The 19,205-nt window shown below is 63.9% G+C and carries 20 protein-coding genes; 4 read left to right on the forward strand and 16 right to left on the reverse strand.

The genetic code is table 11. The features are described from left to right. Positions 1 to 65: 65 nt before the first annotated feature. Positions 66 to 308 carry a DUF3263 domain-containing protein gene (locus H290_RS28415; RefSeq protein ID WP_020107069.1) on the forward strand — a complete coding sequence of 81 codons (243 nt, stop codon included), beginning with the start codon at positions 66 to 68 and terminating at the stop codon, positions 306 to 308. 34 nt (positions 309 to 342) lie between these two features. Here H290_RS28415 and H290_RS0112080 read toward each other — a convergent pair whose 3' ends face one another. The 8 genes from H290_RS0112080 to H290_RS31450 form a co-directional block, all read right to left on the reverse strand. After that, entirely contained in the window at positions 343 to 1,491 is a 1,149-nt protein-coding gene (locus tag H290_RS0112080; RefSeq protein WP_020107070.1) for an acyl-CoA dehydrogenase family protein, read from the reverse strand. Positions 1,492 to 1,528: 37 nt separating this feature from the next. Beyond that, positions 1,529 to 2,425: a universal stress protein gene (locus H290_RS0112085; protein ID WP_020107071.1), complete on the reverse strand. Its 897-nt coding sequence runs from the start codon at positions 2,423 to 2,425 to the stop codon at positions 1,529 to 1,531. 186 nt (positions 2,426 to 2,611) lie between these two features. Beyond that, complete coding sequence (locus H290_RS0112090) at positions 2,612 to 3,358, reverse strand: M23 family metallopeptidase (protein WP_020107072.1); 747 nt, start codon at positions 3,356 to 3,358, stop codon at positions 2,612 to 2,614. 216 nt (positions 3,359 to 3,574) lie between these two features. Beyond that, positions 3,575 to 5,167 (reverse strand): xanthine/uracil/vitamin C permease, encoded by a 1,593-nt coding sequence (locus H290_RS0112095; protein ID WP_020107073.1) that lies wholly within the window; start codon positions 5,165 to 5,167, stop codon positions 3,575 to 3,577. A 16-nt stretch (positions 5,168 to 5,183) separates the two neighbouring features. Continuing rightward, on the reverse strand, positions 5,184 to 5,897 hold the full coding sequence (locus tag H290_RS0112100; RefSeq protein WP_020107074.1) for a cysteine hydrolase family protein: 714 nt from the start codon (positions 5,895 to 5,897) through the stop codon (positions 5,184 to 5,186). Next, entirely contained in the window at positions 5,894 to 7,333 is a 1,440-nt protein-coding gene (locus H290_RS0112105; protein WP_020107075.1) for an allophanate hydrolase, read from the reverse strand. Before H290_RS0112105 ends, H290_RS0112100 begins: the two co-directional genes overlap by 4 nt. A 56-nt stretch (positions 7,334 to 7,389) precedes the next feature. Beyond that, complete coding sequence (locus H290_RS0112110) at positions 7,390 to 8,070, reverse strand: GntR family transcriptional regulator (RefSeq protein WP_020107076.1); 681 nt, start codon at positions 8,068 to 8,070, stop codon at positions 7,390 to 7,392. A 150-nt stretch (positions 8,071 to 8,220) separates the two neighbouring features. Continuing rightward, entirely contained in the window at positions 8,221 to 8,370 is a 150-nt protein-coding gene (locus H290_RS31450) for a hypothetical protein (protein ID WP_020107077.1), read from the reverse strand. 135 nt (positions 8,371 to 8,505) lie between these two features. Between H290_RS31450 and H290_RS0112120 the strand changes: the two genes are divergently transcribed. Next, complete coding sequence (locus H290_RS0112120) at positions 8,506 to 8,898, forward strand: nuclear transport factor 2 family protein (RefSeq protein WP_020107078.1); 393 nt, start codon at positions 8,506 to 8,508, stop codon at positions 8,896 to 8,898. Here the strand turns inward: H290_RS0112120 and H290_RS0112125 are convergent. Further along, positions 8,895 to 9,656 (reverse strand): SDR family NAD(P)-dependent oxidoreductase, encoded by a 762-nt coding sequence (locus tag H290_RS0112125; protein ID WP_020107079.1) that lies wholly within the window; start codon positions 9,654 to 9,656, stop codon positions 8,895 to 8,897. The two genes, H290_RS0112120 and H290_RS0112125, sit on opposite strands and share 4 nt — an antisense overlap. A 103-nt stretch (positions 9,657 to 9,759) precedes the next feature. On the opposite strand from H290_RS0112125, the gene H290_RS0112130 reads away from it, so the two are divergent. Beyond that, positions 9,760 to 10,545: a helix-turn-helix domain-containing protein gene (locus H290_RS0112130; RefSeq protein WP_020107080.1), complete on the forward strand. Its 786-nt coding sequence runs from the start codon at positions 9,760 to 9,762 to the stop codon at positions 10,543 to 10,545. 82 nt (positions 10,546 to 10,627) lie between these two features. Continuing rightward, positions 10,628 to 10,996 carry a DUF427 domain-containing protein gene (locus H290_RS0112135; RefSeq protein WP_020107081.1) on the forward strand — a complete coding sequence of 123 codons (369 nt, stop codon included), beginning with the start codon at positions 10,628 to 10,630 and terminating at the stop codon, positions 10,994 to 10,996. Between the two features lie 90 nt (positions 10,997 to 11,086). Here H290_RS0112135 and H290_RS0112140 read toward each other — a convergent pair whose 3' ends face one another. From H290_RS0112140 to H290_RS0112170, 7 genes are all read right to left on the reverse strand, one after another. Continuing rightward, positions 11,087 to 12,043: an alpha/beta hydrolase family protein gene (locus tag H290_RS0112140; RefSeq protein ID WP_028463092.1), complete on the reverse strand. Its 957-nt coding sequence runs from the start codon at positions 12,041 to 12,043 to the stop codon at positions 11,087 to 11,089. Between the two features lie 183 nt (positions 12,044 to 12,226). Next, positions 12,227 to 13,318 carry a DNA alkylation repair protein gene (locus H290_RS0112145; RefSeq protein WP_020107083.1) on the reverse strand — a complete coding sequence of 364 codons (1,092 nt, stop codon included), beginning with the start codon at positions 13,316 to 13,318 and terminating at the stop codon, positions 12,227 to 12,229. A gap of 9 nt (positions 13,319 to 13,327) precedes the next feature. Then, positions 13,328 to 14,923: an MDR family MFS transporter gene (locus H290_RS0112150; RefSeq protein ID WP_020107084.1), complete on the reverse strand. Its 1,596-nt coding sequence runs from the start codon at positions 14,921 to 14,923 to the stop codon at positions 13,328 to 13,330. Further along, the gene (locus H290_RS30195; RefSeq protein WP_020107085.1) at positions 14,924 to 15,562 is read right to left on the reverse strand and encodes a TetR/AcrR family transcriptional regulator; all 639 of its coding nucleotides are present in this window, start codon (positions 15,560 to 15,562) and stop codon (positions 14,924 to 14,926) included. An 85-nt stretch (positions 15,563 to 15,647) separates the two neighbouring features. Next, positions 15,648 to 17,525, reverse strand: coding sequence for a propionyl-CoA synthetase (locus tag H290_RS0112160; RefSeq protein ID WP_020107086.1), 1,878 nt, complete (start codon positions 17,523 to 17,525; stop codon positions 15,648 to 15,650). A gap of 20 nt (positions 17,526 to 17,545) precedes the next feature. After that, positions 17,546 to 18,421 (reverse strand): metal ABC transporter permease, encoded by an 876-nt coding sequence (locus tag H290_RS0112165; protein WP_020107087.1) that lies wholly within the window; start codon positions 18,419 to 18,421, stop codon positions 17,546 to 17,548. Continuing rightward, entirely contained in the window at positions 18,421 to 19,182 is a 762-nt protein-coding gene (locus H290_RS0112170) for a metal ABC transporter ATP-binding protein (protein WP_028463094.1), read from the reverse strand. The genes H290_RS0112165 and H290_RS0112170 overlap by 1 nt, the downstream gene beginning before the upstream one ends. Positions 19,183 to 19,205: the final 23 nt, after the last annotated feature.

Below are 19,205 nucleotides of genomic sequence, written 5' to 3' on the forward strand. Positions count from 1 at the left end.
TGGTAATTCGCGGGAATAGCATCCTTGATGAGCGAACCGGCGCGTGTCCGGTGATAATTGGGCACATGGCCAAAGCGCACGACAACCTCGATGACCAGCCCGCGGACATCCTGGGCTTCGCACGCCGTTGGTACCCCTTCGGCGGTGGATCAGCCGAGGACATCCTTCTGGAGTTCGGTATCACCGAGCACGAGTACTTCCGTCGGCTCGGGGCGGTGCTGGACACCCAGTCATTCGATCCCCGTGACCGGGACATCGACGCGATCCGCGTGGTCGTCGCAGCGCGGCAGAGTCCCAACGCTCAATAGCGTTCGAATCTGCTGCGCGTGCGGTGAAGGTGGGTCAGAGTGCTCGCGCGATGATCGTCTTCATGATCTCGTTGGTGCCGCCGTAGATCCGCTGCACCCGGGCGTCCTCGTACATCCGTCCGATGAGGTATTCGCGCATGTAGCCGTAGCCGCCGTGCAGTTGCACGCACCGGTCGACAACCTCACAGTGCCGATCTGTGATCCAGTACTTGGCCATGGCCGCGGTGGTCGGATCGAGTTCGCCGCGCAGATGCTGTTCGACGCAGTGATCGAAGAAGACCTGGCTGGTGAGCGCGATCGTCTGACATTCGGCGAGTTCGAAGGCGGTGTTCTGGAACTCGAAGATGCTGTGCCCGAAGGCCTGTCGCTCTTTGGTGTAGCGGACGGTCTCTTCGAGGGCCCGTTTCATCGCACCCGCCGACTGGGCGGCGATGATGAGTCGTTCCTGGCCGAGCTGGGTCATGAGCTGCGCGAAGCCCTGACCTTCCTTGTCGCCCAGGAGGTTTGCCACCGGAACCCGCACATCGGTGAAGGAGAGCTCTGACGTGTCGGCGCCGTGCTGGCCGACTTTGTCCAGCACTCGTCCGACGGCGAATCCGTCGCAGTCACGGGTGTCGACGAGGACCAGCGAGACGCCCTTGGCACCGGCTTTGGGGTCGGTCTTGACCGCCAGGACGATCACGTCGGCCGTGGAACCGTTGGTGATGAACGTCTTCGATCCGTTGATCACGTAGCTGTCGCCGTCACGGATGGCAGAGGTGGTGATCGCCTTGAGGTCGGATCCGGTGCCGGGTTCGGTCATCCCGAGTGCGCCGAGCAGCTCGCCTCGTGCCATCTCCGGAAGCCATGCGCGTTTCTGTTCTTCGTTGCCGTACTCGTTGATGTAGTGGGCGACGATCCCACTGTGGATGCTCAACCCCATCGCGAAGTCTCCGGCGTAACCCTGGGCTTCGAGGACAGCGAAATCATGCGCGAAAGTGCCGCCACCGCCGCCATATTCCTCCGGGATCGAGCAGAGCAGCAGGCCGAGCTCTCCGGCCTTGCGCCACACGTCACGGTCGACGTGCCGCTGGCTGTCCCAACGTTCCGCGTGGGCCATGACCTCGCGTTCGAAAAATGCGCGTGCGAGATCGGAGACGGCCTGGACTTCGTCGTCATACCAGGACGGTGTGTGGTTGATCATCGATGTACCTTCTGCGGGCTCAAGGCAATTGGCGGGGTCAGCGAACGACCAGGACCGGGCACTCGGCGTGGTGGATGAGGCTCTGACTGACAGATCCCAGGACAGCGCCGGTCAGCTTGCCGTGGCCCCGGCTTCCGGCGACCACGAGCTGCGCTTCCCGCGACATCTCCTTGAGTCCCTTGGCCGGCCCGCTGTCGGTGTAGACCTTGTGGACGTGCGCGCCGGGGAACTCTTTGCGTAGCGGTTCGAGGAGTTCGTCCATCTTCGCTTCCTGATTCGACTTCAGCATGTGCATCAGGTTCCAGTCGACCGGGCCCTCGCCGTAGCCGAGTCCGATCGCGGGACCGGTTTCCCACATATGGGCCACCGTCACCGGTGCGCCCAGGGCGGTGGCGACAGAGAACGCCGCGCGCATGGCCCGGATGGAGTTCTCCGACTCATCGATGCCGACAACCACCGGCAACGGTTTGCCGGTCCGGGTGGCCGCGGATTCGCGCCAGACCAGCACCGGGCACTTTGCATTGTTGACGATCCGGATGACGTGGCCGCCGAGGATGAGATCACTGGCGGCGCTGTGCCAATGCGAGCCGACAACGATAAGGCGTGCGGTCTCGGAACTCTCGGCAAAAACCGTGGGCACCGAATCGTTGACGATCCGGCGGTCGATTTTCAAGGCGGGATGGTGCTCGCGGATGGCACTCTCGGCGGCGTCGAGCTTCGTGTTGCCGTCGGCGGCGAGTTCTTCGGCCAGCGACTCGGGGCTGAACACCATCGCGTTGGCGAAATACCACTCGAGTCGGGGGATGGCGTGGAGCAACTGCAGCGGGGATCCACTGCGAGCGGCGAAGTCCGCGGCCCATAGAGCTGCGCCCAGGGCGCCCTCCGAACCGTCGATCCCGACAACTACCGGCGCGCTGCTTGCCTGGGCGTTCATCTCACGTCCTCGTCTCTCGCATCACTGCCGAACCCGTCCCGTCCGGGTGTCCGGTTTGATTCGAACTCTAGCCGGGGGTGCGGGGTATCAACGAGATCCGCTCCATCTACCTGCGTCCGCGCCGGTTGCAGCAACCGGCGCGAATGCGAGTACATGGAGCGGATTCTTCGAAAACGGACCGTCAGGTCACTCGACGCTGACGCCCCGATTGTTCAGCCACACCTCGGGGTCGATCTTGGAGCCGTCGGTGTCCCAGACCTCGTAGTGCAGGTGCGGGCCGGTGGATTCGCCTTCGTTGCCGACCGTTCCGATCTGCTCGCCGGCCCGGACTTGCTGACCGGCGCTCACGTAGCTCTCGTCGACGTGGCCGAAGACGCCGATGGTGCCGTCGTCTTGCTGGACTCGAATCCACTGTCCGAAACCGCTCGCGGGTCCGGACTCGAGGACGGTCCCATCGGTCACGGCGTAAACCGGGGTGCCGATGTCATTGGCAATGTCCAGGCCGTAGTGGGTGGTGCCCCACCGGGCGCCGTAGCCGGAGGTCACGGTGCCAGTGGTCGGAGCTGAAGTTTTGATTGGTGCGATCGGGTTCGCCGGAAGAAGATCACGCGCGAGCTCGTCGAGCGGCGCCGGCAGTGCCAGATCCGAGGGCAGGGTGGGCAGTGCGGGTAGCGCGAGTGCAGGCAGCGACGGGATGCCGGGGGCACTGATCGGCGCGGGCGGCGTATCGGCGGAGGCCTGGGTCGCAGCTCCGCCGACCGTCAGGCCGATGACGCCGGCTGCAGCCACGAACGCGCCTGTTGTCGCGACCGTTGGAATGACGCCACTGGTGGCGACGCGGTGCTGGCCGCCACGGCCGGTGCGCGGTGCGGGGTTGATCAGCACTCTGGTCGCGGGCAGGATCGCGGGGTCATTCAGACGGTGTTGAGCCACAAATTTTGTCCATTTCAGTAAGGCAACGTTTTGGTATCAGCGAGGACACGGAAAGGTTACTACATAGCTTTGGTAAACAGGCGGCGGGCTACTCACCTGCTGTTGTGGCCTCATGAATACCGGCGCTGACCTGCCCAGACCCGCCGACAACAGTGCCCCGACCGTGGGGCCGGGGCACTGTGGGATTTCAGGGGTTGGGATTTCGGGAGGGTGTACCTACTCCGCCATCACATCCGACTCATCGTGGACAACTGCCTCCTTGGCTCCGGGAAGGAATGAGTACGCAAGGCAGACGATTCCGAAGAACAGATAGCCCAGCGCGACCTCCGGGGCGGCCGCCCACTCGATCTCGGGGGCGTGAATGAGGCCGATGAAGGACAGTACGGAGCCGACCGCCGCGGCGATCGCGGCGTACACGAACTTTTTGTCGAGGATGAAGTTGACCATGGTGCCGAGCACCAGACCCACCAGAACCGCACCCTCGCCGAAGACCTTGAGACCTTCGTAGACCACACCGGACTCGTTCAAGGCACTCATGCCGACCTCGTCGGCAGTGGTACCGGCTGCAGCCAGGGCGTTGTCGATGAGTCCGGTGGCCCACTGCGCGAGGTTGGGCAGGATCGCCGCGACCACCGCGATGGCGTGGATCCGCGGGACGGCCTGGAAGGCCTGCGCACCGATCAGCAATCCGATGTACAGCAGAATCGGAACGATCGCGGGAACCGGTAGCAGCGCTTCGAGAACCCCGAACAATCCGAGGAAACAGAGCAGACCGATCGCCAGGCCGCTGGCCAGTGAGTAGCTGGCCCGACCACCGGCATCCTTCCAACCCGGATGACCGATGTAGACCGCCGGCGGGAAGGGCGAACCGAATCCGGCACCGATACAAGCGCCGGCACCGTCGGCGAGCAGGACGCTGCGCAGGTTGTAGTTGTCTCCGGCTGCGGACGCGCTCTCCACGTTGCTCATCGCTTCGGTGAAGTTGTAGATACCCAAGGGGATTGCCGTTCCGAGGAGCGGCGCGAGATCGGCCAGGCCGTCGAACAGCATGTCGAATCGCTGATCCGGAACACCCAGCGCGATGTTCTCGACGGCGTCACCGACAGCCGGTGCATCCATGAATCCGCCGGCCCAGCCGATGGCGGTACCGACGAGCAGCGCCGCCAGGCCGACCGGAACATTGCCGGGCAGACGGACATTGGTGAAGAAGCCGATCAAGATGATTGCCAGCACCGGCAGACCGATCCACGCGGCCTCCCACATCTGGGCCGCGGGCCGCATCGAGATGAAGGTGATGGAGATACCGGCCAGGGTTCCGAGCATCGCCGCACGCGGGGTGATCTTGCGAATGTACGGGCCCACAAAGGCGCCGATCATGACGATCACACCGATCATGAACGCCCATGCCAGACCGGCCTGCCATGCCGCGACGGCGTTGTCGGTGCTCAGGTACACCGGCAGCATCACCACGAACACGACGATGAACATGTGCGGAACGCTGGGACCGTACGGCAACGCGGTGACGTCGGTGCGATTCTCCTTGCGGCCCAGACGTCGTGCCAACCAGGTGTAGTAGAGGTTGCCCAGGATCAGGGCCACGCCGAGGGCGGGCAACACGGTTCCGAAGACGTCGCCCTTGTTGACTCCGACGACGAAGATCAAGAGTCCGGTGAGGGTCAGGACGTTGACGAGAATGTTGAACCCGAGACCGAAGAAGGCGTTGGTGTCGCCTCGTGTCCACCAGGGGATCGTCACGGGTTCGTCGGGTGCGGCAGCGGCCGGGGGCTTTTCGTTGACTTCAGTGCTCATGGGACTGGGTTTTCCTTCAGCGTTGGGAGACGGGTGCGGGTTCCGGACTGACAGGTAGAGCGGCAATGGCGGGGATGACCGCCGCGGAATCGGCTACCCAGCCGAAGATTCCACCTTGTGCGCAGATCATTTCCAGTCCCACCCGCTGGAAATCGGGGAAATATGAACCAACACAATCGGATACGACCAGACACTCGTATCCGCGATCATTCGCCTCTCGCGTCGTGGTGTGCACGCACACCTCTGTGGTGACACCGGTGACCAGCAGTTGGGTGATGCCCGCATCGGTGAGGATCTGCTGGAGGTCGGTGGCGTAGAAGGCGCCCTTGCCGGGTTTGTCGATGACCACTTCACCCTCGATCGGGGCGAGTTCGTCGATGATGTCGTGGCCGTATTCGCCACGGATCAAGATGCGCCCGTACTTGCCCGGATCACCGATCCGTTTGGATGGGGCACCTCGGTTGAGTTTTGCAGGGGGACAATCGGATAGATGCGGTTCATGTCCTTCGCGGGTGTGGATCACCAGCATGCCTGCCGACCTCGCTGCGGCGATGAGGTCGGCCAGTGGCGGGACCACTTTGAGGAGCATGTCCACGTCATTGCCCAGGCTCTCGCCGAAGCCGCCGGGCAGGATGAAGTCGCGCTGCATGTCGATGACGATCAGGGCGGTCTTCTCCGGTATCAGAGTGAACGGGCCGGGTACGGCTGCATCGACGGTGGATGTGGTCATGAATTCTCCCTGATGGGTGTGGATGTGGTTGTTGTGGAGACGGTTTGCTGCACATCCGTGGGCAGCGCGCCGATGTCGCGGGGTTCATCGAGGAATCGTGCGGCGAGGGCGAGGACGGTGTCGTCTGACAGTGCCGGGCCCAGGATCATCGCGCTCAGCGGCCGTCCGTCGGCGGTGTTGCCAACGGGTACCGCCACTCCGGTGAGGTCGAGCAGGTTACCGAAGTGTGTGTAGTGCCCGAGGATGGTGTTGCAGTCGATGGGGCGGGCAACGACCTCGTCGACGGTGAACGTGGTCCCGATGGTCGGCACGATCATCACGTCCATGTGCTCCCAGAGGCGCGCCACCTCGGCCTTGAGTTGCTGGAGCTTCTGCTGTGCAGCGAAAGCATCTACTGCGGTGTACTTTTCGCCGCTTCGCAAGATGTCTCGAACCACCGGGTGGATCGAGTCAGGGTTGGTGGCGAGGAAGTCCGCGAACTCGACCAACCGTTCGGCGACCCACGGACCGGCGTACAACAGGGCGCCTGCGGCCAGGAACGGTGCCAGTGGTGCGGCAACAACGTTCTCGCTCAGCGTGATCCGATCACGAAATGCCAGGTGGGCGTCGTGCATGGCGCTGTCACCGAAGAACTCGAGTTCGTCGGTGGCGGGAAGACCGACGCGGATCGCGGCACCGTCGTACCGCTGACCCCGGTCACGAGACCACGGATCGTTGTTGTCGCGGCCGATCACCACGTTGAGCACCCGGTCGGTGTCGTCGATCGATCCGGCCATGACGGTGATGCAGTCCAACGATTTACAGGCCGGGACGAGTCCGACGGTGCTGATCAGGCCGCGTGAGGGTTTGAAGCCGACGACGCCGTTGAGTGCCGCGGGCACCCGTCCGGAACCGGCGGTGTCGGTGGCCACGGCAAACGGCACCTGACCCAGCGCGACGGCGAGGGCAGATCCGGAGCTCGAACCGCCGGAGATCATGTTCCCGCCGTAGACGCTGCGCGGCACCGTAAACGGAGTGCGGGTGCCGTTGAGGCCGGTGGCGAACTGATCGAGATTGGTCTTGCCGACGTACAGGGCTCCGGCGTCGAGCAGTCGCTGCACGGCGGGTGCGGTGGCATCGGCGACGTACGCATAGTCGGGGCACGAGAGCGTGGTCGGGACTCCGGCGACGTCGATGCTGTCCTTCACTCCGAAGGGCACGCCGTAGAGCGGAAGCGTGCGGGCGCCGGGGCGCTGTTCGATTTCTTCGGCAGCAGCGAGGAGTTGAGCGCGCGGCACGGTCGACAACCAGGTGCCGTCATCCCCCCGGGCCGCGATCGCGTCGGCCACGCGGGCGGCGGTCTTGGTGGGCGAGCCGGTGCCACTTGCATGCGATTGCAGGATCTCCGCCACGGACGGGCCGATGGAGGGTCCTGCTGCCGTCGAATCGAAAGTCATAATGTCGATTGTCGACAGAATGGTGCCAACCGCGGAACGGCTGTGTATCGATTGTGTTAGGAGGTGCTCTCTAGGTCCAGGAAATCGAGCTGACCATGGTTTTTGGCAGCTGCGACCGCTATCTTCGGATCGTTTGTTTCCAGGGCCTCGAGAACGTATTCGTGCCGACGGATTCCGTCGGCGGGGTCATGCACCCGCGCTTCGTTGCGCAGATTGATGGCCATCGGGAGCTGGAGCTTGAGCAGGATCGGCTCCATGGCGATGTCGAGTTGCCGGTTGCCGGCCAGCCCGACGACGGATGCATGGAAGCGGCGGTGGGCGTCGTCCTTCTCCAGGTCGTCGTCTCGCCTCGCGGCCACCCGCAAGTCGTCGAGTGCCGCCCGGACCGGGTCGAGATCCGTTGTCAGATCAGCGAGTGGGAGTGCCGATTCGATGGCATGCCGCTCGAGGATGTGACGCAGTTCGAACAGTTGCAGGATGTCTTGCGGTGACCACTCGGTGACCCGGGATCCGCGACGCGGCAGATGCTCGACCAACCCTTGCTGACCGAGTAGTCGCAGCGCCTCGCGCAGTGGTGCCCGGCTGATCCCGAGGCTGGCGCAGAGCTGTTCCTCGACGATCTTGTCACCGGGTTTCAGTGCCCCGGAGAGAATCGATTCCCGGATGCGACGGCCCGCGACATCGACCAGGCTGACCGGGAGTCCGTGTTCATCAATTGACCTACTTGGCACAGCCACTGGTGGGCCTCGTCCTTCCGCCGCTGGGCGACTATCGCGATTTTGTCGACAATCGTAGACGCCGCGAGTACGACCGCGCATTGTTAGCGGATGCAATAAACGGTGGGGAATTGCGAATTATTGGTGCCGCGAAGGGGTTTGGACTGCAAATTACTGACCGTCGGTGGTGCCTTCGGTTCCTCCGACGGCGTGGTCGCGTTCCCGGTCGGCTCCGTGCTGCGCCGCCTCGTACGCGTCCTTTTCCTTGGCTGTCTCCTCGGTCTCACCGATGGGCTTCTCGTTCTCGTGGGGAAAGGTCATGTCCGGAGCATGCCCGAATCGGATGTGCCACAAACGTGCCGAAATACTTACCTCTGACGTCATCGCCGGGAGGCACCTGCCACGGGCAGCATTGTTTTCGCCAACGCAGAACACCTCAGATGAAGGAGCGAAACGATGACCGACACAATTTCGAACGCGCATGAACTCGCGGCGTCCGCACTGATCGATCAATATATGGCCGCGTGGAACGAAACCGATGCCGTCGCTCGGCGAGAGTTGATCAACACCGCCTGGGCGAAGGACGGCGTGTACACCGATCCGCTGGCGTCGGTGAGCGGTGTGGACGCGATCGATCAGGTGATCGCCGGCGCCCAGGAGCAATTCGGCGGATTGCAGTTCGTCCGCGGAGACGTACTCGACACCCACCACAACATCGCCCGGTTCACGTGGGAACTGGTGCCGGAGCCGGGTGCCGAGCCGCTGGTGGTCGGGTTCGACGTTGCCGCCGTCGACAGCGACAACAAGATCACCAGCGTCTACGGCTTCATCGACAAAATGCCGGGCTAGGTAATGGTGACGCCACCGTCGACGACGATGGTCTGACCGGTGACATACCCGCCTGCCGGTGAGGCCAGCCAGATCGCGGTGGCGGCGAGCTCCTCGGGATCGCCCGTGCGGCCCAGGATCAGCCGGGGTGCCATGGATTCGAGGTAGCCGTCGTGGTAGCTGTCGGTCATCTCGGATTCGAAGAATCCGGGTGCAATGGCATTGACGCGGATGCCTTTTCGGCTGCCCCACTGCTGGGCGAGATCGCGGGTGAGTCCGGAGACGGCAGCCTTGCTCGCCGAGTACGCGGCCTGCGGGAGACCGGCGGTGGTGATACCGAGGATGCTCGAGATGTTGATGATCGAGCTTCCCGGTGTCATCACCCGTCCGCACGCCTGCGCGGCCCAGTACGAACCGTTCAGGTTGATGTCGATGACGGACTGGAATTGTTCGGGTGTCTCCCGGGTGGCCGGGAAAGCGGTACCCACCCCGGCGTTGTTGATCAACACGTCGACCTGCCCGAACTCGGCCATCGCGGCGTCGACAAGCGCGTTGACCTGCGTGTGATCCGAGATGTCGGTGGCCACGGCCAATGCAGTTCCGCCCACCGACTCGACCAGCTTCGCGGTCTGCTCGAGTTTGTCGGCGCGACGCGCCGCGAGCACCACCCGGGCGCCGGCCTCGGCGAACCCCTTGGCAAACGCAACACCCAACCCCGATGATGCGCCGGTGACGATCACAACCTTGTCGTCGATCCGGAAACGGTCGAGCACGCTCATGATTCGCTCCTGTGGTGTCGGTGGTCCGCGCCCGATCATAGGTGTCCACCGTGGGCGCAGGGTTGATAATGCTCCACAGACAATCACTCGAGGGATGTGAACGATGGCCGATGAGCAGCGCTACCTGTTCGGGGATCTGTTGCGGCAGTGGCGAATCAACCGGAAGGTGCCACAACTGGAACTGGCATCGGTCGCCGAGGTCTCGGCGCGGCACCTCAGCTTTCTGGAGACCGGTCGCTCGGCACCGAGCCGGCCGATGGTGCTGCGGCTCGCCGAGCATCTCGACGTACCGCTGCGGGAGCAGAACCAGATGCTGCTGGCCGCGGGTTTTGCCCCGAGCTACGGGGAGTCGCCACTGGACAGTGACCGAATGACCATGGTGCGCAGCGCTTTGCGACAGGTCCTGACAGCCACCGAGCCGTATCCCGCGCTGGCCGTCGACCGGCACTGGAATCTGGTCGACGCCAACGCGGCCGTGGCACTGCTCACCCAGGATGCGCCCGACGACCTCCTCGAAGCGCCTTTCAACGTCCTGAAGTTCAGCCTCGATCCGCGGGGACTCGGCGACCGGATCGTCAACATCGGCCAGTGGCGGCGCCATCTGTTCGATCGCCTGGACCGTCAGATCAAGGTGACCGGCGACCCCGTTCTGATCCGGTTACTGGCCGAGTTGCAGGCGTATCCGTACACCGAGGACACCGACGATGACCCGGCCCTGGCCGGTGACGTCGCGGTCTACCTGCGGTTGCGCGCCGACGACTCCGAACTGCTGTTCCTCAGCACTGTGACCACATTCGGGACCCCGCTCGACGTCACCGTCGAGGAGTTGAGTGTCGAGAGTTTCTACCCGGCCGACGACAAGACGGCACAGTATCTCCGTCAGCTCTGAGTTCACGCCCAGCTCTCCGGTCATGATGGAATGCATCGGCCGGCGGGGTGGTTGACCGACACAGACCAGAGAGGCACATCACATGGCCAAGACCCGATTGATACCCGACGACACCCATCCGATCACCGTGGAGCCCACAGCCGGCCAGGTCCGGATTCGGTCCGGTGACACCATCGTCGCCGACACCGCCAAGTCGCTGACACTGCAGGAGGCCTCGTATCCGCCGGTGGCGTACATCCCGCTGACCGCGATCGATCCGTCGCTGCTCCGGCACAGTGACACAGAGACGTACTGCCCGTACAAGGGCGACGCGTCCTACTACGACCTCGTGACCCCGGACGGTGTCATCGAGGACGCCGCCTGGACATACACCGAGCCCTACGACAACGTCTCCGAGATCGCGGGTCACCTCGCGTTCTATCCGGACAAGGTGGTCATCACGGTCTCCTGACCACCCCGGCACAAACAACCGGACACAAAACAATCGGCCGCGATTCGGAAATGTTCCGAATCGCGGCCGATGTGTTTGCTGGTCTGGGTGTCAGACCCCGAGTGACGGAGCCAGTGTGCCGTACCAGGACTCCTTGAGGCGATCCTGCCAGTAGCTCCACCAGTGCACACCCTCAGGCGTGATGTGGGTCTGCGGGTTGACGCCGGCTGCCTGCAGGCTCGTGATGTAGAGCTGGCTGCTGATGGAGGCAGCTGTCTCCAGCGGCACCATCTGGGAGAACTTCACCGGATCAAACGCGGAACTGGCCGGATTGAAGGCCGGGTTGGTGCTCGGCGAACCCGTGCCCGAAGAGACGTAGACGCGCTTGCCGCGCAGATTACCCGCGTGCAGCGAGGGGTCGTTCTCGATCCACGCACCGCCGGGCCAGACGCCCCACATGTTGACGGGGTTGCCGCCCATTTCGATCACCGAAGCTGCGATGCCCTGCGCAAAGCCGGGCGAGCTGACCGTCGGGTAGCCACTGTACGAAGCCACGCCCTGGTAGAAGTCCGGGTGCTTGCTGGCCAGGTTGAGCGCCGAGGTGCCGCTCATCGACAGACCGGCGATCGCATTGCGACGGTTGTCGCTGCCGAAGTTGTCCTTCATGTAAGCGGGCAGTTCCCGAGTCAGGAACGTTTCCCACTTCTGGCGGCCCAGGGTCGGGTCGTCCTGCTGCCAGTCGGTGTAGAAGCTGCCGCCGCCGCCGAACGGAATGGCGACGTTGACGTTCTTGCCGGCGAAGAAGCGCTCGACATCGGTCTCGATCAGCCAGCCGCTGTTGTTGTTGGGCGCGCGCAGACCGTCGAGCAGGTACAGCGTGGCGTTGTTGTTGCCGCCGGGCGAGATGACCTTCACGGGGATGGTCTTGTCCATCGCGGCGGAGTAGACCCGGACGGTCTGCGAAGCAGCCGAGGCAGTGCCCGGAGCCGCAGCAACAGAGACAGCTACTCCGGCAACAAGGGCAAGGGAGCCGGCGACAATCTTTCGCCAGGCAGACTTTGCTCGCATCAGTTTCCTTTTGTACGTCGTGACGGTGGTAGTCCACATGGAACAGGACTGGTCCTGACCGCATAGAACAGCCAGGGTAGATAACAGCAAGATAACAGGAGGGCGCCGCGTTCGCACATCACGCAATTCGGACTTCGGGCGACCAACCTCGCCACCAGTGCCTTCGATCGGCGCGGGCTGATCTCAAAGGTGAAGATCGAATTTCGCCAGGGCCATTCGTCGGCCATTGACCTGTAGTGCCAGTTCGTGGCCACCTGGGTGGTAGCGACGCGTGGTGATGGGCGCAAATGAATGCGACTTCGAGATGGCGATCTGCTCACGTGGAGCGAGTGACTTGGCAGCCAACTTGAACACCTTGTGAACAATCGTGCCGTTGGTCTTTCGGAAGCCGACGCTGTAGTCGATCACCACATTCACGGGCTCGTCGCCGCTGTTGCGGACGACGGCGGTCAACGTCAGCTTGTCGCCGATGCGCACCCGGGGATCGATATCCACATCGGTCACGGTGATGGCTGCGGGAGCGGCAAAGCCGAGCAGGGCGAGTGCATCGGGGTCGCCGCGTTTGATCAGGGTCCGGAGCCCGTGCCGGACGAGACGTGGGGTGTTGGCATCGGGTGCGGCCAGCCAGCGAGCGGCGGTGTCGACGACGATGGCGGCATGCTGTCGGCTCAGATCGTTGAGGTGATTGGCGACCGAGCGGCGGACGTAGTCACTCGGATCGCGGTAGAGCGCGTCGATGATGGGTGCGGTCGCCTCGGGTCGTTGCATCAGCGCCGGCACCCGGCGGGCCCAGGGCAGGTATTGCCGGGTGCCCTCGCTGGCCAGGCGTCGAACGTGTTCGTCTTTGGACGTGGTCCACCGCAGTGCGGTGGCCAGCGTGCGGTCGACGTCGGCGACCAGCATGGTCCGCAGCGCGAACTCGGCGGTCAGGCGTGGTGTCAGCTTCCGCAGAAGTACGAGGCCGGTGTCGAATGCCTTGGCAGTGCCGGCCTCGGTGGAGCGGACGGCCACCGCTTCGGTGATCGGCCAGATCATCCAGCCGGTGCACTCGGGTTGTGCGATGAGCGTGTTGACCGCGGCCACGAACTCGTCGAAGGCGTCCGGGAGGTCGGCGATCAGGGCATCGCGCACCAGATCGGATCGGGCCTTGAGTGCCATCCCGTCGAATACTGCGGAGGTCTTCTTTGTGGCGGTGGCGCGATGCCCACCAAGCGTGAGGCATCGCGCCAGCCCGGACACTGCGTCGGGCCCGAGTAATTCATCGGCAAACGGCATGCCGCCACCCTATGGTGTGGCGGCGACCGCATCGTCGGTGGTCGACGCGTCGGCTTCGTCATGCTGAACCGTTGTGGCCAAGGGCTTCTCGACCACGAAGCACAGCAGGATCGCGCCGATCACGAGCAGCGGACTGATGTAGAGGTACACCGGCATGAGTGCTTCGTTGTACGCGTTGACAATCGGGTCCTGTATCGCGGCCGGCAGACCGTGAACAACTTCGGGCGTCAGCGATTTGGTGCCATCGCCCGCCCCGGTGATGTCGGCGGGAATCTTGCCGGAGAGGATGTCCGAGAGGCGGGCGACGAAGATGCTGCCCACCAACGCGGCGCCGAGCGAGGCGCCGATCTGGCGGAAGTAGTTGTTGGCTGCCGTTGCCGTTCCGACAAGGCTGTACGGGAACGTGTTCTGCACGATCAGGATCAGGATCTGGATGCTCATACCCAATCCGGCGCCGAGGATTCCGATGCAGGCGCAGATCAACCAGGTCGGGGTCGACAGAGCGACCTGCGACAGCAGTGCCAGGCTCAGGCTGATGAGCAGTGAGCCGGCGATCGGCAACACCTTGTAGCGGCCTGTGCGCGTGACGGTCCGGCCCGTGATGATGGAAGCGACGAGCATGGTGGTCATCATCGGAACCATCAGGAGTCCGGCGTGGGTGGAGCTGACGCCCAGTGCCATTTGAAAATAGGTCGGCATGTACGAGATCACACCGAACAACCCGACGCCGGCGAACAGACCGGCAATCGTGGTGAGGTTGAAGCTCCGTTTCCGGAACAGGTCCAGCGGCATGATCGGTTCGGTCGCACGGCTCTCGACCCCGATGACGATCAACCACGCGACGACGGTGGCGATCACGAGTCCGATGATGGCCGGTGACGTCCATGCGTACTTGGATCCACCCCAGCTGGCGATGAGTACCACGCCGCTGGTGGCGACGGCGAGTGTGACCATTCCGAGGAGGTCGATCTTGCGTTTGACCCGGGTGATCCTCGGCGGATGCAGAAATGCGATCGCGGCAATGATCGCAAGCGCTCCCAGCGGGAGATTGATCCACAGCGTCCAGCGCCAGCCGGGGCCTTCGGTGAGCCATCCGCCCAGCAGTGGGCCGGCGACCGACGAGACGGCGAAGACCCCGCCCATGATTCCGGCGTAGCGACCGCGGTCGCGGGCCGGGACCACATCGGCGATGGTGGCTTGAGCGAGGATGAAGAGTCCGCCGGCGCCCAGGCCCTGCAAGGTCCGGGCGATGATGAGTACCAACATGTTCGGGGCGAGGGCACCGACGGCCGAAGCGGCCGTGAAGATGGAGATGGCGACGATCAGCAACGGCTTTCGGCCGAACTGGTCGCCGAGTTTGCCGTAGATGGGCATGACGATCGTCGACGCCAGGATGTATGACGTGATGACCCAGGACATCTGGTCGGCGCCGTGCAATTCACCGACGATGGTCGGCAGGGCCGCGCTCATCACGGTGGTGTTCAGCGAAGCCAGCAGCATGGCCACCATCAGCCCGCCGAACATCAACAGCACCGTGCGATGGGAGGCCTCGGGCTGTTCGGTCTTCGGCGTACGGGTTGTCGTTGCCGGATTTTCGACTGCCATTTATGCCTCCTCAAGAATAGTGGTGAATGATTGCGCGGCCTGATGTACGAGTTCGTCGAGCGGGATGTGCCCCTCGGGTTCCGTCAGCAACCAGTCGACCGCGATGCGGACCACGGACTGGCCCGCGGTGACCAGGATCTGTGCGGTTGCCTGGATGTCAACAGAGTGCCGGCGCCGCTGCCAGCGACCTGATTCGGCGAGGCGGGCCTCGACGAGCGCACGGGCCAGGTCACGGATCTGGTCACTGTGGAGCAGTCGGATGCGCGCGAGGTCGGGGTGGCGATGCATCAGTGCGACGCGAACCTTGCGCCCACCGGCACCGCCGGCTGTCTTCTCGAAGACGTCGAAGAGAAGCAGTGCCACCTTCTCGATCAGATTGTCATCGTCGCCGAAAACGAACGCGGCAGCGGTGGCGTCATCGATGTAGGGGGTACGAAGGCCGAGGATCGCGTCTTCCTTGGACGGGAAGTAGTTGAAGAAGGTGCGTGCCGAGATACCGGCCTCGTCGGCGATCTCTTCGATCGTCACCTTCGACAGGTCGGTCTGCTCCATCGCGGCCGCCGCCGCGGCCTCATGAATGGACGCCCAGGTGGCAGCACGTTTCCGGTCGCGAAGCGACTGTTTAGGTGCTGAATCCATCTAAAAAACTTAGCAATAAATTGCACGACTGCAAAATTGCAGGCCTGCACTTATTCCTCCCTCCGAAATCGGGGAGGTGCGGGTGTCAGCCGATCTGCTTTTTCAGGGCGTCGAGGACGGCGGTGTCTTCGATGGTGGACGGCACGATGTAGTCCTCGTGGTCGGCGATCTGTCGCATCGTCTTGCGCAGGATCTTCCCCGACCGGGTTTTCGGCAGGCCATTGACGACGGTGACGTCGCGGAAGGTGGCGACCGCACCGATCTCGTCGCGCACCAGCTTGACGAGCTCCGACCGCAGGGTGTCGTGATCGATGTCGGCGCCTTCCTTCAGGACCACGTACCCGCTCGGGCGCTGGCCCTTGAGTTCGTCGTGGATTCCGATCACCGCACATTCGGCCACCGCGGGATGGGTGGCGACCACGGCCTCGATGCTGCCGGTGGACAGCCGGTGGCCGGCAACGTTGATCACGTCGTCGGAGCGTCCCAGCACAAAGACGTACCCATCGGCGTCGATGTAGCCGGAATCGCCGGTCAGGTAGTGGCCGGGAAAGGCCTTCAGATACGAATTGTGGTAGCGCTCTTCGTCATTCCACAGACCGGTCAGGGTGCCGGGTGGGAGTGGCAGGGCGATGACGATATTGCCCTCGGCGCCGGCTTCCACCTCTTTGCCTGCGGCGTCGACGATCTCGACCCGGAAGCCCGGAACCGGCACGGTCGCTGAGCCGCCTTTGATCGGCATCGGTTCGAGGCCGCGGAGATTGGCCGCGATGGCCCAGCCGGTCTCGGTCTGCCACCAGTGGTCGACGACCGGCACGCCGAGGACCTTGGTGGACCACTCGTACGTGTCGGGGTCGAGCCGTTCGCCGGCGGCGAAGAGTGTCTGCAGCGTCGAAGTGTCATGGTCGGCAAGCAGTTTGGCGTCGGGATCCTGCTTGCGGATCGCGCGGATCGCGGTGGGTGCGGTGAACAGGGCCTTGACCTTGTGGTCGTCGATCACCCGCCAGAATGCCCCGGCATCCGGGGTGCCCACGGGTTTGCCCTCGTACATAACAGTGGTCGCACCGATCAGCAACGGCGCGTACACGATGTACGAATGTCCGACCACCCATCCGACATCGGATGCGGTCCACCACACGTCGCCGGGCTTGATGTCGTAGATGTTGGCCATCGACCACGTCAGCGCGACCGCGTGCCCGCCGTTGTCGCGGACGACGCCCTTGGGCTTCCCGGTGGTTCCGGACGTGTAGAGGATGTAGAGCGGATCGGTGGCCGCCACGGAAACAGGTTCTGCCGGAGTCGCTTTCGCGACCAGTTCATCCCAGTCGTACCAGCCGTCGTGGTCGGCGGCGCTGCCTTCGACCTGCTCGCGGTTCTTGACGATGATCGTCGCCGGCGGCTGCGCGGACAGATCGAGTGCCTTGGCGACCATCGGCAGGTAGTTGATCGCGCGGCCGGGTTCGAGACCGCCCGACGCGGTGATGAGGGCGACGGGCCGGGCGTCGTCGATGCGGGTCGCGAGTTCGGGTCCGGCGAAACCACCGAAGACCACTGAGTGCACGGCACCGATGCGGGCGCAGGCCAGCATCGCGATGGCCGCCTCCGGGATCATGGGCATGTAGACGATGACCCGGTCACCGGCGCTCACACCACGTTCGGTGAGCACACCGGCGAAGGTGGCGACCTCGTCGCGCAGTTGTGAGTAGGTGTAGGTGCGGGTCACGCCGGTCATCGCGGAGTCCCAGATCAATGCGGTGCGGTCACCGTTGCCGGCCAGAACATGCCGATCGAGGGCGTTGAAGCTGGTGTTGAGCGTGGCGTCGGGGAACCAGCGGTAGGCGTCGCCGGACAGACTCTCGAGAGCGGAGGTGGGGGCCTGGTACCAGTCGACTGCTTCGGCTGCCTTCAGCCAGAACTCTTCCGGGTTGTCGGCACTTCGTGCAAATGTCTCCGCGTACGACACCATTGCCACTCACCTCTCACGCGTCAGGGCGCAGCGAGAGCCGAGGAGCGTCGTCGCTGAGCCCGGTTGATCACCTTGATCAACACACCCTGGCGCGGCGCGAACAAGTAGATGACCGCAAACGCCAGGCCCTGGGCCAATACCACCATTGCGCCGGGTGCCACGTCCAGGTAGTACGCATAGTAGATGCCCAACACGGCAGAGACGCAGGCAAGGATCGGGGCGATGATCAGCATCCGGTTGAAGCGGTCGGTCAGCAGGTAGGCCGACGCGCCGGGGATGATGAGCATTGCGACCACGAGCACCACGCCGACAATCTGCAGTCCTACAACACAAGTCAGCGCCAGCAGTCCGAGCAGCAGTGCGCCCAGGCGTCGTGGTGAGAGCCCGATGGCGTGTGCGTGCGTGGGATCGAAGGCGAAGAGGGTCAGGTCGCGGCGCTTCAGGGTCAGGATGAAAACTGTCAGAACGGCCAGGCCGATGATCTGCCACAGATCGGCCTTGGACACCCCGAGGACGTTGCCGAACAGGATGTGGTTCAGGTCGGTCTGACTCGGCGTGATGGAGATCAGAACCAAACCCAGCGCGAACAGCGTGGTGAACACGATGCCGATGGCCGCGTCCTCTTTGACCCGGCTGGTGTCACGCACCACCCCGATCAGCAGCACGGCGCCCAGTCCGAAGATCAATGCGCCCACCGCAAACGGGACGCCGACGATGTAGGCCAGGACCACCCCGGGCAGCACGGCATGCGACACCGCATCACCCATCAGGGACCAGCCGATCAGCACGATCCAGCAGCTGATCATCGCGCAGACGGCGGCCGCGACCGTGGTGGCCAGCAGCATGTTGACCATGAAGTCCTCGGCGAGAGGATCGAGCCACCAGTCGATGATCATCAGGGCGCGACCTTTCCGTCGACGATGTCCATCCCGAATGCCCGGGCCAGGACCCGCGGACGCAGGACCACATCGGGTGAGTCGTGTACGAGGACCGTTTTCATGAGCAGGATCGCCTCGTCGCAGAACGTCCCGAGTGAACCGAGATCGTGGGTCGACACCAGGATCGTTTTTCCCTCGGCCGCCAGCCTGACCAGCAGCCTGATGATCGTTGCTTCGGACTTCTTGTCGACGCCGGCGAACGGTTCGTCGAGGAGCAGGATGTCGGCGTTCTGGGCAATGCCCCGGGCCACAAAGGCACGTTTGCGCTGACCACCCGAAAGCCGCCCGATCTGTCGATCGGCGAGATCGGTCAACTCGACCATGTCGAGCGCGTGGGCAACGGCCTGCTTGTCCGCCTTGCTCGCCCGGCGGATGAAGTTCTGGTGGCCATAGCGGCCCATCATGGCGACGTCACGGACGGAGACCGGGAACGACCAGTCGACGTCCTCGGACTGCGGGACATAGGAGACAAGGCCTTTGCGCCGGGCCTGCGCCGGCGTTCCGCCAGAGATCGATACGCGTCCCGAATCGGGTTTGACCAGGCCCATGATGGTTTTGAACAGGGTGGACTTGCCGGACCCGTTCATGCCGATCAGGCCGCAGATGCGTCCCGGTGCGATGGTGATGCTCACGTCTTCGAGGGCGTGGACCTCGCCGTAATAGACGCTCACCCCCGAGATCGACAGCGCCGGTGGCGGTGATGTCTCTTCGGGGACCATGAACTCCTCGGTGGCCGGGGGCA

The sequence above is a fragment of the Nocardia sp. 348MFTsu5.1 genome (genome assembly GCF_000383535.1).
GTDB lineage: Bacteria > Actinomycetota > Actinomycetes > Mycobacteriales > Mycobacteriaceae > Williamsia > Williamsia faeni.

What these genes read in the sequence shown, in the direction of transcription:
- H290_RS0112095 (WP_020107073.1), bottom strand. Translation starts at nt 5,167, where the DNA reads ATGAGCACTGAAGTCAACGAAAAGCCCCCGGCCGCTGCCGCACCCGAC.
- H290_RS0112150 (WP_020107084.1), bottom strand. Translation starts at nt 14,923, where the DNA reads ATGGCAGTCGAAAATCCGGCAACGACAACCCGTACGCCGAAGACCGAA.
- H290_RS0112140 (WP_028463092.1), bottom strand. Translation starts at nt 12,043, where the DNA reads ATGCGAGCAAAGTCTGCCTGGCGAAAGATTGTCGCCGGCTCCCTTGCC.
- H290_RS0112170 (WP_028463094.1), bottom strand. Translation starts at nt 19,182, where the DNA reads ATGGTCCCCGAAGAGACATCACCGCCACCGGCGCTGTCGATCTCGGGG.
- H290_RS28415 (WP_020107069.1), top strand. Translation starts at nt 66, where the DNA reads ATGGCCAAAGCGCACGACAACCTCGATGACCAGCCCGCGGACATCCTG.
- H290_RS0112165 (WP_020107087.1), bottom strand. Translation starts at nt 18,421, where the DNA reads ATGATCATCGACTGGTGGCTCGATCCTCTCGCCGAGGACTTCATGGTC.
- H290_RS0112085 (WP_020107071.1), bottom strand. Translation starts at nt 2,425, where the DNA reads ATGAACGCCCAGGCAAGCAGCGCGCCGGTAGTTGTCGGGATCGACGGT.
- H290_RS0112135 (WP_020107081.1), top strand. Translation starts at nt 10,628, where the DNA reads ATGGCCAAGACCCGATTGATACCCGACGACACCCATCCGATCACCGTG.
- H290_RS0112080 (WP_020107070.1), bottom strand. Translation starts at nt 1,491, where the DNA reads ATGATCAACCACACACCGTCCTGGTATGACGACGAAGTCCAGGCCGTC.
- H290_RS0112100 (WP_020107074.1), bottom strand. Translation starts at nt 5,897, where the DNA reads ATGACCACATCCACCGTCGATGCAGCCGTACCCGGCCCGTTCACTCTG.
- H290_RS30195 (WP_020107085.1), bottom strand. Translation starts at nt 15,562, where the DNA reads ATGGATTCAGCACCTAAACAGTCGCTTCGCGACCGGAAACGTGCTGCC.
- H290_RS0112130 (WP_020107080.1), top strand. Translation starts at nt 9,760, where the DNA reads ATGGCCGATGAGCAGCGCTACCTGTTCGGGGATCTGTTGCGGCAGTGG.
- H290_RS0112145 (WP_020107083.1), bottom strand. Translation starts at nt 13,318, where the DNA reads ATGCCGTTTGCCGATGAATTACTCGGGCCCGACGCAGTGTCCGGGCTG.
- H290_RS0112160 (WP_020107086.1), bottom strand. Translation starts at nt 17,525, where the DNA reads ATGGTGTCGTACGCGGAGACATTTGCACGAAGTGCCGACAACCCGGAA.
- H290_RS0112105 (WP_020107075.1), bottom strand. Translation starts at nt 7,333, where the DNA reads ATGACTTTCGATTCGACGGCAGCAGGACCCTCCATCGGCCCGTCCGTG.
- H290_RS0112120 (WP_020107078.1), top strand. Translation starts at nt 8,506, where the DNA reads ATGACCGACACAATTTCGAACGCGCATGAACTCGCGGCGTCCGCACTG.
- H290_RS31450 (WP_020107077.1), bottom strand. Translation starts at nt 8,370, where the DNA reads ATGACCTTTCCCCACGAGAACGAGAAGCCCATCGGTGAGACCGAGGAG.
- H290_RS0112125 (WP_020107079.1), bottom strand. Translation starts at nt 9,656, where the DNA reads ATGAGCGTGCTCGACCGTTTCCGGATCGACGACAAGGTTGTGATCGTC.